Below are 15,783 nucleotides of genomic sequence, written 5' to 3'. Positions count from 1 at the left end.
GTCACCGGCGGCGGTCCTCGCCGCAACCGCCGCCGGCATCCACAGGTACGGCGTAGGGCGGGAAAAGGTTCGACGTCAGGCGCGGGCGTGACCGTACGCGGTCGTCCGCTTGCGGAACGGCCGGCCGGCCGCCGTGGCGATCGACCGCAACTGCTCCTCGGTCCGGGCCGAACCGTTGCCCGAGCCGGCCATCCGGGAGATGGTCTCCTCCATCAGCGTGCCGCCCAGGTCGTTGCAGCCGCCCCGCAGCATCTCCACCGTGCCGGCGTCGCCGAGCTTCACCCAGGAGCACTGGATGTTGTCGATCCGGCCGTGCAGCAGCAACCGGGCCATCGCGTGCACCACCCGGTTCTCCCGCCAGGTCGGCCCCGGCCGGGCGATGCCGGCCAGGTAGATGGGCGCGTTGGTGTGCACGAACGGCAGCGCCACGAACTCGGTGAACCCGCCGGTACGGTCCTGTACGCCGGCCAGCACCCGCAGGTGGGCCAGCCACTGGCCGGGGTGGTCGACGTGCCCGTACATCATCGTGGAGCTGGACCGGATGCCCAGCTCGTGGGCCGTGCTGACCACCTCGACCCAGGCGGCGGCCGGCAGTTTGCCCTTGGTGAGCACCCAGCGCACATCGTCGTCGAGGATCTCGGCGGCGGTGCCCGGGATGGTGTCCAGGCCGGCCTCGCGCAGCCGGCCCAGCCACTCCCGCACCGGCACGCCGGCCTTCGCGGCGGCGGTGACGATCTCCATCGGGGAGAACGCGTGCACGTGCATCCCGGGCACCCGCGCCTTGATCGCGCGGACGATGTCGGCATAGCCGGTGACCGGCATCTTCGGGTCGATGCCGCCCTGGAGGCAGACCTCGGAGGCGCCGGCCGCCCACGCCTCCTCGGCCCGGTCGGCCACCTGGTCGAGGGAGAGCCGGAACGCGTCCGCGTCGCTCTCCCGCTGGGCGAACGCGCAGAACCGGCAGCCCACGTAGCAGACGTTCGTGAAGTTGATGTTCCGGTTGACCACGTAGGTCACGTCGTCGCCGACCGCGTCCCGGCGCACGTCGTCGGCGATCCGGCACAGCTCGTCCAGCGCCGGGCCGTCCGCACCGAACAACGCCAGCGCCGCCGCCTCGTGCGCCGGCGTCAGCAGCGCGGCCGGGTCGTCCGCGGCCAGCCGCAGGCCGGCGCGCAGGTCGGCGTCCCCGCCGCCGGTTCCGGGCGCCGGACGGGTGACCTTGTTCGCCACCTCGGCCCAGTCGCCGTAGACGCTGTCGAAGTCGCCGCGCCGGTCCTCCGTCCGGCCGGTCACGTCGATGGTGGCGTGCAGGTCGGTCCGGCCCCCGAAGACCTCCTCCGGCTCCTGCCAGGGCCGCCCCACCGGGCGGGCCGCCTCGACCGCGAGCCCGGTCGCCGGGTCGGCGAGCGCCGTGACGTGCGGCAGTAGGCGCGGGTCCAGCCACGGCCCGCCGGCGCGCACGTACTCCGGGTAGACGGTCAGCCGCTCGCGCAGCGTGAACCCGGCGGCCGCGGTCCGCGCGGCCAGCTCGTCGAGCTGCGGCCAGGGCCGCTCCGGGTTGACGTGGTCCGGCGTGACCGGCGAGACGCCGCCCCAGTCGTCGATGCCGGCGCGCAGCAGCAGGTCGTACTCGCCGGCGATCAGGTTCGGCGGGGCCTGGATGCGGGCCCTCGGGCCGAGCAGCACCCGGGCCACCGCCACGGTCGCGGCCAGGTCGTGCAGCTCCGCGTCCGGCATGCCGCGCATCGCGGTGTCCGGCTTGGCGCGGAAGTTCTGCACGATCACCTCCTGGAGGTGGCCGTACTCCCGCATCGCGCGGCGGATCGCGAACAACGCGTCGACCCGCTCCGCCCGGTGCTCGCCGATGCCGATCAGGATGCCGGTGGTGAACGGCACGCCGACCCGGCCGGCGTCGTCGAGCACCCGCAGCCGCACCGCGGGTTCCTTGTCCGGCGAGCCGAAGTGCGGGCCGCCCGGCTCCGACCAGAGCCGGGTCGCGGTGGTCTCCAGCATCATGCCCATGCTCGGCGCGACCGGCTTCAACCGCTGCAACTCCGACCAGGACAGCACGCCCGGGTTCAGGTGCGGCAGCAGGCCGGTCTCCTCCAGCACCGCCACCGCGCAGGCGCGCAGGTAGTCGAGCGTGGAGTCGTAGCCGCGCTCGTCCAGCCACTCGCGGGCCGCCGGCCAGCGCTCCTCCGGCCGGTCGCCGAGCGTGAACAGCGCCTCCTTGCAGCCCTGCGCCGCGCCCTCCCGGGCGATGGCGAGGACCTCGTCGCGCTCCAGGTAGGCGGCGGGCAGCCGGTGCGGCACGGTGGCGAACGTGCAGTAGTGGCAGCGGTCCCGGCAGAGCCGGGTCAGCGGGATGAAGACCTTCTTGGAGTACGTGACCACGCCCGGCCGGCCGGCCTCGCGCAGCCCGGCGTCGCGGATCTCCCCGGCGACGCGGAGCAGCTCGTCGAGTGCCACGCCGCGCGCGGTGAGCAGCGCGGCCGCCTCGTCCGCGTCCAACGCCCGGCCGGTGGCGGCGCGGCCCAGCGCCCGCCGGACGCTCGCCTCGGTGGGGACGGAGTCGCTGCGATCAACCATCGGCCCAGTGTAAGGAGGGGCCCCGCTTAACGTTTTCGGTAGAGGCGGGGGCCCCGCTTAACACCTGCTGCCAGGTGGCGCTCCGGCGCGGGCGGCGGAGGTGGTCCGCCGCCCGCCACCGAGGTTCACCGGGGCTGGTTCGGGTCCTCGCGGTCGAAGCGCTGGGTGCGCTCGTCGTCGGCCGGGGACGCCGGCTGGCCCGGCTCGGCACTCTGGCGCGGGATCGCCTGGGTGGGGTCGGCCGACGGCGGCTGACCGAACGGCGGCGCCGACTGCGGCTGGCCGGCCTGCGGGGCGCCGAACTGCGGCCCGTCGAACGGCGAGCCCGCCTGCGGGGCGCCGAACTGCGGGCCACCCGCCTGCGGACCGGCCTGGGGCCCACCGAACTGCTGGCCCGGCTGCTGGCCGAACGGCGGGGCCGACTGCGGGGCGTGCGGCGGGGCGGTGTTGAACGGCGGCGCCGACTGCGGCTGGCCGTACGGACCGGCCTGCGGCCAGCCGGGCTGCGGCGGTGCGCCCGCCGACGGGTAGCCCGCCGGGGCCTGGCCCGGCTGCGGCGGCACCCCGGCCGGCGGGTAGCCGCCCGGGGCGGGGTAGCCGCCGGGCTGGCCGGGCTGCTGCGGCCAACCGGGCTGGGCCTGGCCGTAGACGCCGGGCTGCGGCTTGGGCTTCGGCACGTAGTAGAGCGTGCGCCAGATCTTGAACACCACGTACGCGGCGACCGCGAAGATCGCCAGCCAGGCCACCCGGGTGAGCAGCCCGAGGAACGCGTCCAGCACCTCGCCGTCGGCGAGCCGGTTGACCAGCCAGATCAGGAACGTCAGCGCACCGAAGAAGGCGGCGACGGCGTACTCGACCAGCGCCACCTGGGTGATCAGTTTCGCCTTCGGCAGCACCGGGCGGACATGCGTGGCGAGCAGCACGGCCAGCAACGGCAGGACTGTCGACTCCAGCCCGACGAAGGCGAAGAAGGTGCTGCCGGCCCGGCCGCCGAACGTGCTGTAGTCGTCGACCGGCACCAGCAGGCGCAGCAGGCCGACGAAGAGCAGCACGGCGTTCGCGCCGATCAGGACGAGCGCGGCCAGTTCGCGCAGCGGCTTGGTCAGTTGGCTGGCCTGCGCGGCGTCACCGGACGCGGGCTCGGTGGGGCTGGTCACGGACTCCCCCAGGGGACGAAAGCGGACAGTTGGCGACGTGAGCCTAGTCTCTCCGGCCACCGGGCGATCCACGGCGGCACGTGCGGAAGGATGGACGGCATGCGCATCGTGGTACTGACCGGCGGCATCGGGGGTGCCCGGTTCCTGCTCGGCGTCCGGGCGTACGCCCGGGAGACGGGCGCCGACGTGACCGCCGTGGTCAACGTCGGCGACGACCTGCTGCTGCACGGGCTGAGGGTCTGCCCCGACCTGGACAGCGTGCTCTACACGCTGGGCGGCGGCGCCGACCCGGAGCGTGGCTGGGGCCGGGTCGGTGAGACCTGGACGGTGAAGAACGAGCTGGCCGCGTACGGGGCGGAACCGAGCTGGTTCGGCCTCGGCGACAAGGACCTCGCCACCCATCTGGTGCGCACCACCATGCTCAACGCCGGCTATCCGCTGTCCCAGGTCACCGAGGCGCTGGCCGCCCGCTGGCAGCCCGGCGTACGCCTGCTGCCGGCCACCGACGAGCGCCTGGAGACCCACGCCGTCATCGCCGACGAGCAGGGGCGACGGGCGATCCACTTCCAGGAGTGGTGGGTGCGCTACCGGGCCGACGTACCGACGGAGCAGTTCGTCTTCGTCGGCGCGGAGGCGGCGAAGCCCGCGCCCGGCGTGGTCGAGGCGATCGCCGCCGCGGACGTGGTGCTGATCGCGCCGAGCAACCCGGTGGTCAGCATCGCCCCGGTGCTGGCCGTGCCCGGCCTGCGCGACGCGGTGGTCGGCGGTCCGGCCCCGGTGATCGGGGTGTCGCCGATCATCGGCGGCACGCCGGTACGCGGCATGGCCGACCGCTGCCTGGCCGTGCTCGGCGTCGAGTGCAGCGCGGCCGGGGTGGGCGCCCTCTACGGCAGCCGGTCCGGCGGCGGGCTGCTCGACGGCTGGCTGGTCGCCCCGGAGGACGAGGACGCCGTGGTGCCGGACGTGTCCGTCCGCGCGGCCCCGCTGCGGATGACCGACGAGGCGGCGACCGCCGCGATGGTGCGCGCCGCGTTGGAGTTGATGTGAGGCTGGAGATCCTGCCGGTGCCGGGCATCGGCCACGTGACCGAGGGCGACGACCTGGCGGCGCTGATCGCCGGCGCGGCGCCCTGGCTGCGCGACGGCGACGTGCTGGTGGTCACCAGCAAGATCGTGTCGAAGGCGGAGGGCCGACTGGTCGACGTACCCGCCGACGGTCCGGAGCGGCTCGCCGCGCGGGACCGGGTGCTGGCCGCCGAGACCGCCCGGGTGGTCGCCACCCGGGGCGCGACCCGGATCGTGCAGACCCACCACGGGTTCGTGATGGCCTCCGCCGGCATCGACGCGTCCAACGTGGACAAGACCCGGTTGGTGCTGCTGCCGGTGGACCCGGACGCGTCCGCCCGGGCGTTGCGGGCCGCGCTGCGCGAGCGGCACGGTCTCGACGTCGCGGTCATCGTCAGCGACACCATGGGTCGCCCGTGGCGCAACGGGCTGACCGACGTGGCGCTCGGCGTGGCGGGCATGCCGGCGATCCGCGACCACCGGGGCGAGGTCGACCCGTACGGCAACGAGCTCCAGCTCACCCAGATGGCGGTGGTCGACGAACTGGCCGGCGCCGGTGAGCTGATCAAGGGCAAGTGCGACCAGGTGCCGGTCGCCGTGGTCCGCGGTTACCTCGGCGCGGCCCGGGACGACGACGAGGGTGCCCGCGCGCTGGTGCGGGACGCCTCGCTGGACCTCTTCTCGCTGGGCACCGCCGAGGCGCGCGCCGCCGGCCTGCTGGCGGCGGCCACGCTCCCCGAGGGCACCGGGCCGACGCCGCCCGACCCGGCCGCGGTGGACCGGGCGATCGCCGCGGTGGCCGACGTGGTCGCCCCGGGCACGGTGTTCACGCACGTCACGGACGAGGAGGTACGCGCCGGACTCGCCGCCACGGTGCCCGACTGGCCGACGACGGCCACCGGTCTGCTGCTCGGCGCGGCGCCGACCCCGGTGGACCGGCCGGACCTGGTCCGGTTCGGCGCCGACCTGCAACGCCTGCGCACGGCGCTGGCCGCCGAGGGTGTCGGCTCGACCCTGCTGCCACCGCCGGCCGGCACCACCGCCAGCGCGACGTTGGCGCTCTGACCGCACCCCGCCCCGCCCCGCTCGGCGCTCGGCGCTCGGCGCTCGGGAAGCATTCCACTTTTAGGCGCCATGACTCTCGGTCATAATTATGCCTGAGAGTCATGGCGTCTAAAACACTTCTCTTCCGTCTCGGCCGTGGCCGATCGACCTCGACGCCGATGGCGGCAGCGGCGCGTGGCGGCTCGGCTCGGGACGGGGAGCGGCGGGTCAGGCGTCGAGGACGGCGCGGCCCAGCGGGGTCAGCGTGTGCAGCACGGTGTTGCGGTCCCGGTGGCTGACCAGCAGACCGGCGTTGCGCAGCACGGTGGTGTGCTGGCTGGCCGCGGCGGCGGAGATGCGCAGCCGCCGGGCCATCTCGCCGGTGGTGCAGCCCTCGTCGGCGACCTGGAGCACCGCCGCGCGGGTGCGGCCCAGCAGCGCGGCGAGCGCCTCGCGCTGGGCGGCGGCGCCGTCCCGGGCGCCGGCGGCCTCGGGGGTGAGGCCACCGAGCCGGTCGACCGGGTAGACCAGCACCGGGGGCAGGCTCGGGTCGAGCAGCGCCACCGGGGTGCGGGAGCAGAAGAAGGACGGGACGAGCAACAGGCCCCGGCCGTCCAGGTGCAGCTCCCGGGTGTCCGGGTAGTCGAGCACCTCGAGCACGCCGTCGGCCCAGCGCATGGTGGGCCGCAGGCTGGCCAGCAGCCCTTCGGCGCCCCCGTCGAGCATGGCCCGCGCCCGCCGCGCCCGGTCCGCCTCGACGGCGGCCTGGACCCGGGCCCAGTACGGGCTGATCGCCAGCTCCTGGTATCGCGCCATGGTGTCGGTGAGGTCGCGCAGCACCTCGGGTTCGCCCCGGGCGAGTGCCGTCGCCGCCGGTGGCAGCGGGTTCTCCGCGGCGAGCACGGTCAGGTCGCGGCGCAGCATGTCGACCGGGGTGCCCCGGACCGCCTCCAGGCCGGCCTCGAAGCCCTCCCGGCTGGCGGACGGGGTGAGGAAGTCGGGGAAGTAGCCGCGTGGCGGGTTGAGCGCGAGGAGCAGCCGGTAGCGCTCGGGGCCGGTGTCGGTCCGCAGGCCGCGCGCCACGCCGCGCCGCCAGGTCGTCGACAGGGGATCCCGGCTGCGTCCCTGGAGCAGGTGCAGGCTGAGGACCAGTTCCCAGAGCGGGTCCGCGGCCGGGGCGACCCGGGTCCGCAGAATGTCCTCGCTCGAGAAAATGACCTTCAACATGGAGCGCTCCCGGGTGGACGGCGGAGGTGCCCGCCACCCCTGGCACTTTACCCGCCGGCAGTAATCTCCATCTTTAAGCGTGACGTGAAAGACCTCGACGGTAGGGCGGCCGGTTCGGCAGACTCTCCCTTGCCCGCCGACGCCGGGGTGCAGTGTCGACCCGGTCGCCGGCTGACGGGCGTGGCCGGACGGCACCACGAGGGTCTGCGGATTCGTTCCGCAGGGGTGCCGTCCGGCCTTCGCTCACCCGATCCAGAGCGCCACCCGGTGGTCCTCGTCGGTCACGTAATAGCAGCGCCCCGCCACCTCGGCCAGCCCCTCCACGTGATGGAACGGCGCCAGCTCCGCCACCAGCTCCGCGCCCACCCGGGCGTCGTCGGCGGCGGCGTGGCGGAACCGCACGTGCCGGGAGGTCACCGCACCGCCGTGCGGGTGGTCGTCGAGCAGCACCGACCCCTTGCCCAGCGCGTCGATCGACCCGATCACCGCCGCGTAGCCGCCGTCGTCGGTCGGCGTGATCGCGCGGAAACCGGCCAGCGCGCCGGCCGGCGTCACCCCGGTCAGCGCGTACGCCCCGAGCGCCCGCGGCCAGCGCACGTCGGCGTCGTCGAACATCCCCGCCACCCCGGCCAGCTCGACGTAGATCGGCTCGCCCGCGGCGGTCACCGGGAACCGCAGCCCGAGCAGCACCGTCCCGGCCGGCGTGAACGCCGCCGCCTCCACGTTGAGCGGCAGGTCGTCCTCGGTCAGCCGGCTCACCCACCCCTTGGCCCGGGCGGTCCCCCGCGCCACGGTCTCGGTCAGGAACCGCTGTCGGACCCTCGCACCGGGCGGCAGCGTGGTCAGCGGCGCGGCGACGAGCGCGTCGTTGATCGCCCGGTGCAGCCGGAACCGGTTGCGGACCACGTGCACGGCGAGCGGCCCGGACACCGCGTCGTCCTCCCGGAACCGGGCCACGAACGCCCGCCGGGGCCGCAGCGGGCCGCCCTTCGACCCGAAGTGCGAGCCGAAGACGTACACCCAGCCGTCGTGGTGCGCGAGCGCCTCGCCGTCCTCGGTCCGGCCGTTCTCCCGGCCGGCGTCGGCGGGCACGTGGTGCGCCACCCACTCGCCGTCGTCGCGTTCCAGCAGCAACGCCAGGCACTGCTCCACCGGGCCCTCGTCCAGCACGGTCCAGAAGCCGCGCCGCGCGCCGTGCGCCCGCAGCAGCGCCGGCGAGCGGACCGGCAGCAGATCGCTGGCCTCGTTGCCGGCCACCAGGAACTCGACGAGTCGCAGGGTCACCGGGTCAGGGTACGGAGGCCGCGCTCGTACAGTGTCCGGGTGCCCGACACCGATCACACCGCGTACGCCGACCTGCACGCCGACGCCACGACGACGCTGAGCCGCTGGACGGCGACCAGCCCGGCCGCGGCCGCCAACCGGGACCGGACGCTGGCGCTGCTGGCCGCCGGGCCGGTGGCGATGAGCCGCGCGCACCGGCCCGGTCACGTCACCGCCAGCGCGCTGGTCCTCGATCCGACCGGCAGCCGGGTGCTGCTCTGCCTGCACGGCAGGTTCCGCAAGTGGGTGCAGCTCGGCGGGCACTGCGAGCCCGGCGACCGGACGCTGGCGGCGGCCGCGCTGCGCGAGGCCACCGAGGAGTCCGGGATCGCCGGCCTGACGTTGGACCCGGAACCGATCGACGTGGACGTCCACCCGGTCGCCTGCCAGGGCGGCTCGCTGCACCACGACGTCCGGTACGCCGTGTTCGCCCCGCCCGGCGCGGTCGAACGGGTCAGCGACGAGTCCGAGGCGCTGGGCTGGTTCCCGCCGGACCAGCTGCCGGAACCGCTGGCCGGCGGCACCGCGCAGCTGGTGGCGCCGGCGCTGGCGGTGCTGGCCCGCCGCGTCGCGGGGTGAACGGACGCCGACTCAGACCAGGCCCTCCTCGCCACGCTCCTTGAGCTGGTCGACGATCTTCTTCACGTCCTGCGCGCGGCCCCGGGGGCAGACCAGCAGCGCGTCCGGCGTGTCCACCACGATCAGGTCGTGCACGCCGACCGTGGCGACAAGGCGGCCGGAGTGCGGCACGACCACGGTGTCGGTGGTGTCGTGCAGCAGCACGCCCGGCTTCGCGTCGCCGCCGAGCACCACGTTGCCGGACGCGTCGGCCGGCAGCACCTCGCTGAGCGTGTGGAAGTCGCCGACGTCGTTCCAGCCGAAGTCGCCGGGCACGGTCGCCACCCGGCCGGCGGTCGCCGCGCCCTCCATCACCGCGTAGTCGACCGAGATCTTCGGCAGCGTCGGCCAGACCGTGCCGAGCACGTCGTCCTGCTCCGGGGCGCCCCAGGCCGCCGCGATCGCGGTGATCCCGGCGTGCAGCGCCGGCTGCTGGCGGGCCAACTCGGCCAGGAAGACGTCCACCCGCCAGACGAACATGCCGGCGTTCCAGAGGTGCCGCCCGGAGCGGAGGTAACCCTCCGCCACGTCGGCCGCGGGCTTCTCCTTGAACTCGCGGACCGGCCGCAGCGGCCCGTCACCGACCGGGTCACCGGTCTCCAGGTAGCCGTAGCCGGTCTCCGGCCGGGTCGGGGTGATGCCCACCGTCATCAGCAAGCCCTGCTCGGCGCCGCGGATCGCCTGCCGCACCACCTCGGCCCAGCCGGCCGGGTCGGCGATCAGGTGGTCGGCGGCGAACGCGCCCATCACCGCCTCCGGGGCGCGGCCGGCGATCACCGCGGCGGCCAGCGCGATGGCCGCGCAGGAGTCCCGCGGCGACGGCTCGACCAGGATGTTCTCCTCCGGCAGGCCAGCCAGTTGCCGGGCCACCGCCGCGGCGTGCGCGGCCCCGGTGACCACCAGCGTGCGTTCCGGTGTGGTCAGCGGCCCCAACCGGTCCACCGTGGCCTGGAGCAGCGAGGCGGAGGTGCCGGTCAGCGGGTGGAGGAACTTCGGATGGCCGGCGCGGGACAACGGCCACAACCTTGTGCCGCTGCCGCCCGCCGGGATGACGGCGTAGAACATCAGCACATCATGCCCGAAGCGGGCGAGCCGCCCCGGCGGGCGAGACGGCGCGCCGCGCCGCGGTCAGGCGCGCGCCCGCCGCCAGGCGGCGATGTGCACCTCGGCGCTGGACTCCCAGGTGAACTCCTTGGCCCGGTCGAAGCCGGCCTTGGCCAGCGACAGCCGCCGCTGCTCGTCGTCGAGCAGGGCGCCCAGGTCGGCCGCGATCTGCTCCGGGTCCTCGCTGGTGTACGCCACCGCGTCGCCGCCCACCTCGGGCAGCGAGAGCCGCGGCGTGGTGAGCACCGGCGCGGCGCACGCCATCGCCTCCAGGATCGGCAACCCGAAGCCCTCGCCGTAGGACGGGTAGGCGGCGACCAGCGCGCCGCCGAGGAAGCCCGGCAGGTCGGCGTAGCGCAGGTAGCCGGGGCGGAGCAGCCGCAGGTGCGACGGGACCTCGGCCACCGCGCGGTCGATGTCGTCGTCGTGCCCCTGGCCGCCGGCCACCACCAGCACCGGCGGGTTCGGCCGGTCGGCCACCGCCCGGGCCCAGCCGCGGATCAGATTGGGGACGTTCTTGCGCGGCTCCTTGGCGCCGAGGAACGCGATGTAGCTGTTGTCGCCCAGCCCCAGCCGGGCCCGGACCCGGGCCTTCTCCTCGTCGCCGGGCGCGTGGAAGGCGGCCTGGTCGACGCCGTGGTAGGCGACGTCGATCCGGGTCGGGTCGGCGTCCAGCAGCCGGATCAGCTCGTCCCGGGTGGCCTTGCTCGGCACGATCACCCGGGCGGCGCGGCGCAGCGAGGTCTTGATCGCGCTGCGGAAGAACGTCCGGCGCGACTTGTCGTAGTGCTCCGGCTCGGTGAAGAACGTCGCGTCGTGCACGGTGACCGTCACCGGACACCCGGCCCGCAACGGGCAGGTGTAGAACGGCGAGTGCAGCACCTCCGCGCCGACCTGCTGGGCCAGCAGCGGCAGACCGGTCTGCTCCCAGGCGAGCCGCGCCGGCCGGTGCGCCACCGCCGCCGGCGCCGGGACGATCTCGGCCCCGGGCAGCATCCGGGTGTAGCGCTCCAGATCGGTGCGGAGGCTCACCACGGCCAGGTCCACACCGTCGCCGCAGACCCGGCCGAGCGCGCCGAGCAGGCCGTCGACGTATCGACCGACGCCGCCGCGATCGGCGGGGACACTCGTGGCGTCGATGAGAACGCGGGGCGGGCGACCGGCGGTCACGGGGCGACTCCTCAGGTGGCGCAGTTGTGGGAAAGAACACTGTCGGCAAGCCTACGCCGGGCGGGCCGCCCGACGCTGACTGCGACCCGACGGTACGCCGACTTGTCGTTGTCATCGAGTACGCACTTCGGGCGCGTATCGTTCGCGCCGATGGCCGACAACATTGCCCGGGTGTTCGCCGACGCGATCGCGCCCGACCCCACCCGACCGCTGCTGACCTGGTACGACGATGCCACCGGCGAGCGCACCGAACTGTCCGGCGCGACGTTGGCGAACTGGGTGGCCAAGACCGCCAACCTGCTCGTGGACGAGGTCGGCTGCGCGCCGGGCGATGCGGCCGGCGTGTTGCTGCCCCCGCACTGGCAGACCGCTGCGGTGCTGCTCGGCTGCTGGTCGGCCACGTTGACAGTGGTCGACGCGCCGGGCCCGGTGGAGGTGCTGTTCACCGCCGTCGACCGGGTCGACGAGGCGACCCGTTGGCCGGCCGGCGAGCGCTACGCGCTGGCGCTGGACCCGTTCGCGCTGCCGATGCGGCAGGTGCCGGCCGGCTGCGCCGACTTCGTCAGTGCGGTCCGCGCGCACGGCGACCACTTCACGCCGTACCCCTCGGGTGGCGAGGGAGACGCGGCGCTGCTGGCCCGCGCGGCGGCCCGCGTCGCGGAGCTGGGCCTCTCCCCCGGCGACCGCCTGCTGGTCGACGTGACCCGGCACCCCGACCCGGTGGACTGGCTGCTGGCCCCGCTCACTGCCCACGCCAGCGTGGTCGCCTGCGCCCACCCCGACCCGGCCCGTCTCCCCGCCCGCGCCGAAACCGAGAAGACCACCCACACCCTGCCCTGATCCCCCTTCCCCCGCGATCGTGCAGTTGCGGCCCAGGTTCCGGGCGATTCACCCCTTTCGCCGGGTCAGCAAGTGCAAGATCGCCGGGGCGGGTCAGGCCGGGGGGCGGCGCTGGGCGAAGGTGGCGAACGCGGTCAGGGACTCGGGGTTGGCCAGGGCGCCCTTGGCGGCGGCGCGGTCGACCGGGGTGCCGGTCAGGATCTTCTTGACCGGGACCTCCAGCTTCTTCGCGCTCAACGTGCGCGGGACGGCCTTGACCTGGTGGATCTCGTCCGGCACGTGCCGGGGCGACAGCGCGGTACGCAGCTCACGGCAGATCTTCTTCCGCATCGCGTCGTCCAGCTCCAGGCCGTCCGCGAGCACCACGAACAGGAGCAGCTCGCCGGCGCCGCCCTCGTCGTCCTCCAGGTGCACCACCACCGAGTCGACCACCTCGTCGAGCCCCTCCACCACGGAGTAGAACTCGGCCGTGCCGAGGCGCACCCCGCCCCGGTTCAGCGTGGCGTCCGACCGGCCGGTGATCACGCAGCCGCCGCGCTCGTTCACGGTGATCCAGTCACCGTGCCGCCACACCCCGGGATAGACGTCGAAGTACGCCTCCCGGTAGCGGCTCCCGTCCGGGTCGTTCCAGAACCCGACCGGCATGCTCGGCATCGGCTCGGTGATCACCAGCTCGCCGAGCTGGCCGACCACCGCCGAGCCGTCGGCGGACCGGGCCTCCACCTTCGCGCCGAGCGCCCGGCAGGCGATCTCACCGGCGTGCACCGGCAGCAGCGGCACGCCGCCGACGAACCCGGTGCAGACGTCCGTGCCGCCGGAGAGCGACTGGAGCTGGAGGCGGTCGCCGACGTTCTCGTACACCCAGGTGAAGCCCTCGGCGGGCAGCGGCGCGCCGGTCGAGCCGAGGCCGCGCAGCGCGGACAGGTCGGCGATCTCCCGCGGCACCAGCCCGGCCTTGCGGGAGGCCAGCAGGAACGGGGCCGACGTGCCGAAGTAGGTGGTGCCGGTCTCCGCCGCCAGCCGCCACAGCGCGCCCAGGTCCGGGTGGCCCGGGTTGCCGTCGAACAACACGATCGCCGCGCCCACCGCCGGCCCGGAGACCAGGAAGTTCCACATCATCCAGCCGGTGGTGGTGAACCAGAAGAACCGGTCCGCCGGGCCCAGGTCGTGGTGCAACGCCAGCATCTTCAGGTGTTCCAGCAGGATGCCGCCGTGGCCGTGCACGATCGGCTTCGGCAGGCCGGTGGTGCCGGAGGAGTAGAGCACGTAGAGCGGATGGTCGAACGGCACCGGGGTGAAGGACAGCGGCTCGTCGGTCTCCGCCGCCAACTCCGCCCAGGTCATCGCGCCGTCCGGGGCCGGGCCGGCCGGATCGAGGTACGGGACGGCGACGGTGTGCCGCAGCGACGGCAGCGCGGCCCGGATGGCGGCCACCTCGGCGCGCCTGTCGATCGGCTTGTCGCCGTACCGGTAGCCGTCGACCGCGACCAGCACCGTCGGCTCGATCTGCTGCCAGCGGTCGGTGACGCTGCGGGTGCCGAACTCCGGCGCGCAGGAGGAGAAGATCGCGCCCAGGCTGGCGGTGGCGAGCAGCAGGACGTACGTCTCCGGGATGTTCGGCGCGTACGCGGCCACCCGGTCGCCCGGGCCCACGCCGAGCCGGCGCAGGCCGGCGGCCACCCGGCGGACCCGCTCGCGCAACTGCGCCGCGGTGAGCGTCTCCGGGGCGCGGGTCTGCCCGTGCGCGATCACCGCCGGGTCGTCGTCGCCGAGCCCCGGCATGCGCAGCACGTTCTCCGCGTAGTTGAGCGTGGCGCCCGGGAACCAGCGGGCGCCCGGCATGGACCTCCCGGCCAGTGTTGCGGTCGGGGGCGTGTGTGCGAGCACGTCGAAGTAGTCCCAGATCGAGGACCAGAACCCGTCCAGGTCGGTCACCGACCACTGCCACAGCGCGTCGTAGTCGGCGAACTCCAGCCCGCGGTGCTCGGCCAGCCAGCGCAGGTAGGCACCGATCCGGGACCGATCACGCACGTCGGCCGGCGGCGTCCACAGCACGTCAGACACGTTCCACCCTCCCTGGGGCCCGGCACGACACTGTGCATGGGCCGTGGCGCCATCTTGCCCTACCTCGTGCCGCCATTCTCCGCACCCGGCGCCGCGCCCGGTGCGTGCCCGCCCCACACCCCGCACCCCCGCCCCATGTGGGGCACGGATGTAAGGAGGGGCCCCCTGTTAACGCATTCTGCATAGGCGGGGGCCCCGCTTAACACCTCAGGCGGCGCGGTGGGCCTGGATGGCGCGGCGGCGGGCCAGCCGGTGGGCGCGGCGGATCTCCGCCTCCTTGAAGCGGCGCTCGTCCTCCGGCGTCTCCGGCAGCACCGGCCGGACCGGGCGGGGCGCGCCGCCGACGTCCACCCCCACGAAGACCAGGTACGCGGTGGCGACCCGGACCGGCTCGTCCTCGGCCGAGTCCCAGCGTTCGGCGACCACCCGCACCCCCACCTCCATCGAGGTGCTGCCGGTCCAGTTGACCTGGGCGTGGGCGTGCACGAGATCACCCACCCGGACCGGCTCGGAGAAGACGATCTCGTCGATGGAGGCGGTGACCGCGGTGCCGCCGCTGTGCCGGGCCGCCGCCGCGCCGGCCACGTCGTCGACGAACTTCATCAGTACCCCACCGTGCACGGTCCCGTACAGATTGACATCGACAGCGGTCATGATGCGACTGAGCGTGACGCGGGAGTACGAGGTCGGCTTACCCGGCGGGACCGCGGGATGATCTGTCATGCCGAAAACGGTACGGTGCGCGGATGCGACATCTCTGGAGCTTCCTCGCCGGGTTGGTGGTGGCGCCCGTCACCTGGGTGCTCGTCACGCTCGGTCAGGACGGATCTGGGCGGACCGTCAACCGCTGGGTGGAGATCGGTACGTACAGCACCCCCAACCTGATCGAACCGGCCGTCTACCTCGGCGTCGCCGGCATCCTGCTCGGCCTGCTCGGCACGCTGCGCTTCTCGCCGCTCGGCCCGCTCGTGGCGGGGCTGCTGCTCGCGGCCCCGTACGTGGGGCTGTTCGTCGCGCCCTTCGCCGTGCGGGACCGGGTTCCCGGCGACCTGCGGCTGCTCGGTGACCCGCTGCCGCTGCACCAGCCGCTGGACAACGGCACGCTGTTCCTCATCGGCCTGCTGCTGCTGATGGCCGTGTTCAGTGGTGGACGCTGGCGTCGCCCGCCCACGCCGCGGACGGCCGGGGCGGAGCTGACCCCGGCCGGCACCCCGACCGAGCCCGAGCCCGCGCTCACCGGCTGGTCCGCGCCGGGCCCGGCGAAGGACCCGGACACCGCCCCGCTCACGCTGGCCTATCCGGAAACCCCGACCGAACCCCTGCCCCGCCGCACCGGCGGCGAGTCGCCCTGGTCGGCGCCGCCGCGGGCCGGCAACCGCCCGGACGGCCCCGACGAACTCCGCTGACTCCGGTGGGCCGGCCGGTCGCCGGTCGGCCCACCCCCTCCGGGGGCCCGGCGACGCATCGGCCGGCGCACGCCGAGTTCGCCCGGTCCCGCCGGTCAGCCCTTGAGCAGCTGACGGGCCATGACGATGCGCTGCACCTGGTTGGTGCCCTCGTAGATCTGGGTGATCTTGGCGTCG

14 protein-coding genes are annotated in these 15,783 nt (G+C 74.5%); 5 read left to right on the top strand and 9 right to left on the bottom strand.

The window, feature by feature from the left end:
* Window positions 1-75: 75 nt before the first annotated feature.
* Window positions 76-2,589: a bifunctional FO biosynthesis protein CofGH gene (locus ACH495_RS29855; RefSeq protein ID WP_396861047.1), complete on the bottom strand. Its 2,514-nt coding sequence runs from the start codon at window positions 2,587-2,589 to the stop codon at window positions 76-78.
* 125 nt (window positions 2,590-2,714) lie between these two features.
* Window positions 2,715-3,746 (bottom strand): hypothetical protein, encoded by a 1,032-nt coding sequence (locus ACH495_RS29850; protein WP_396861046.1) that lies wholly within the window; start codon window positions 3,744-3,746, stop codon window positions 2,715-2,717.
* Window positions 3,747-3,845: 99 nt separating this feature from the next.
* Between ACH495_RS29850 and cofD the strand changes: the two genes are divergently transcribed.
* Window positions 3,846-4,793, top strand: a complete 948-nt coding sequence (gene cofD / locus ACH495_RS29845) for a 2-phospho-L-lactate transferase (RefSeq protein ID WP_396861045.1) — start codon at window positions 3,846-3,848, stop codon at window positions 4,791-4,793.
* Window positions 4,790-5,875: a coenzyme F420-0:L-glutamate ligase gene (locus ACH495_RS29840; RefSeq protein WP_396861044.1), complete on the top strand. Its 1,086-nt coding sequence runs from the start codon at window positions 4,790-4,792 to the stop codon at window positions 5,873-5,875. The genes cofD and ACH495_RS29840 overlap by 4 nt, the downstream gene beginning before the upstream one ends.
* A gap of 207 nt (window positions 5,876-6,082) precedes the next feature.
* Here the strand turns inward: ACH495_RS29840 and ACH495_RS29835 are convergent, their stop codons facing one another.
* Together ACH495_RS29835 and ACH495_RS29830 are read right to left on the bottom strand one after the other, a co-directional pair.
* A complete protein-coding gene (locus ACH495_RS29835; protein WP_396861043.1) occupies window positions 6,083-7,081 on the bottom strand; it encodes an ArsR/SmtB family transcription factor in 999 nt (332 codons plus the stop codon).
* Between the two features lie 243 nt (window positions 7,082-7,324).
* The gene (locus ACH495_RS29830) at window positions 7,325-8,365 is read right to left on the bottom strand and encodes a hypothetical protein (RefSeq protein ID WP_396861042.1); all 1,041 of its coding nucleotides are present in this window, start codon (window positions 8,363-8,365) and stop codon (window positions 7,325-7,327) included.
* A gap of 39 nt (window positions 8,366-8,404) precedes the next feature.
* Between ACH495_RS29830 and ACH495_RS29825 the strand changes: the two genes are divergently transcribed.
* Window positions 8,405-8,983, top strand: coding sequence for an NUDIX hydrolase (locus tag ACH495_RS29825; protein ID WP_396861041.1), 579 nt, complete (start codon window positions 8,405-8,407; stop codon window positions 8,981-8,983).
* Between the two features lie 12 nt (window positions 8,984-8,995).
* On the opposite strand, the gene ACH495_RS29820 is transcribed toward ACH495_RS29825, so the two are convergent.
* Both ACH495_RS29820 and ACH495_RS29815 read right to left on the bottom strand, forming a co-directional pair.
* Window positions 8,996-10,087, bottom strand: coding sequence for a mannose-1-phosphate guanylyltransferase (locus ACH495_RS29820; protein ID WP_396861040.1), 1,092 nt, complete (start codon window positions 10,085-10,087; stop codon window positions 8,996-8,998).
* 63 nt (window positions 10,088-10,150) lie between these two features.
* Window positions 10,151-11,296 (bottom strand): glycosyltransferase family 4 protein, encoded by a 1,146-nt coding sequence (locus ACH495_RS29815; RefSeq protein ID WP_396861039.1) that lies wholly within the window; start codon window positions 11,294-11,296, stop codon window positions 10,151-10,153.
* A 150-nt stretch (window positions 11,297-11,446) separates the two neighbouring features.
* Here ACH495_RS29815 and ACH495_RS29810 point away from each other — a divergent pair, with 150 nt between their 5' ends.
* Window positions 11,447-12,136 (top strand): TIGR03089 family protein, encoded by a 690-nt coding sequence (locus ACH495_RS29810; RefSeq protein WP_396861038.1) that lies wholly within the window; start codon window positions 11,447-11,449, stop codon window positions 12,134-12,136.
* A 93-nt stretch (window positions 12,137-12,229) separates the two neighbouring features.
* Here ACH495_RS29810 and ACH495_RS29805 read toward each other — a convergent pair whose 3' ends face one another.
* Both ACH495_RS29805 and ACH495_RS29800 read right to left on the bottom strand, forming a co-directional pair.
* Window positions 12,230-14,200 carry an acetoacetate--CoA ligase gene (locus tag ACH495_RS29805; protein WP_396861037.1) on the bottom strand — a complete coding sequence of 657 codons (1,971 nt, stop codon included), beginning with the start codon at window positions 14,198-14,200 and terminating at the stop codon, window positions 12,230-12,232.
* Window positions 14,201-14,407: 207 nt separating this feature from the next.
* A complete protein-coding gene (locus tag ACH495_RS29800; protein ID WP_396861036.1) occupies window positions 14,408-14,923 on the bottom strand; it encodes an acyl-CoA thioesterase in 516 nt (171 codons plus the stop codon).
* Window positions 14,924-14,946: 23 nt separating this feature from the next.
* On the opposite strand from ACH495_RS29800, the gene ACH495_RS29795 reads away from it, so the two are divergent.
* Window positions 14,947-15,606, top strand: a complete 660-nt coding sequence (locus tag ACH495_RS29795; protein WP_396861035.1) for a hypothetical protein — start codon at window positions 14,947-14,949, stop codon at window positions 15,604-15,606.
* Window positions 15,607-15,701: 95 nt separating this feature from the next.
* Here ACH495_RS29795 and ACH495_RS29790 read toward each other — a convergent pair.
* Window positions 15,702-15,783, bottom strand: an 82-nt coding sequence (locus ACH495_RS29790) for an acyl-CoA dehydrogenase family protein (RefSeq protein WP_396861102.1), incomplete at its 5' end; no start/stop codon positions are given.

Origin of the sequence: Micromonospora sp. NPDC018662 (assembly GCF_044391475.1) — a bacterium.
Taxonomy (GTDB): Bacteria; Actinomycetota; Actinomycetes; order Mycobacteriales; family Micromonosporaceae; genus Micromonospora.
The sequence above is the reverse complement of the archived record's forward strand: the minus strand, read 5'-3'. Positions and strand labels throughout refer to the sequence as shown.

Coding starts and splice junctions, on each gene's coding strand:
- ACH495_RS29855 (WP_396861047.1), bottom strand. CDS start 2,589: ATGGTTGATCGCAGCGACTCCGTCCCCACCGAGGCGAGCGTCCGGCGG.
- ACH495_RS29800 (WP_396861036.1), bottom strand. CDS start 14,923: ATGACAGATCATCCCGCGGTCCCGCCGGGTAAGCCGACCTCGTACTCC.
- ACH495_RS29835 (WP_396861043.1), bottom strand. CDS start 7,081: ATGTTGAAGGTCATTTTCTCGAGCGAGGACATTCTGCGGACCCGGGTC.
- cofD (WP_396861045.1), top strand. CDS start 3,846: ATGCGCATCGTGGTACTGACCGGCGGCATCGGGGGTGCCCGGTTCCTG.
- ACH495_RS29820 (WP_396861040.1), bottom strand. CDS start 10,087: ATGTTCTACGCCGTCATCCCGGCGGGCGGCAGCGGCACAAGGTTGTGG.
- ACH495_RS29795 (WP_396861035.1), top strand. CDS start 14,947: ATGCGACATCTCTGGAGCTTCCTCGCCGGGTTGGTGGTGGCGCCCGTC.
- ACH495_RS29810 (WP_396861038.1), top strand. CDS start 11,447: ATGGCCGACAACATTGCCCGGGTGTTCGCCGACGCGATCGCGCCCGAC.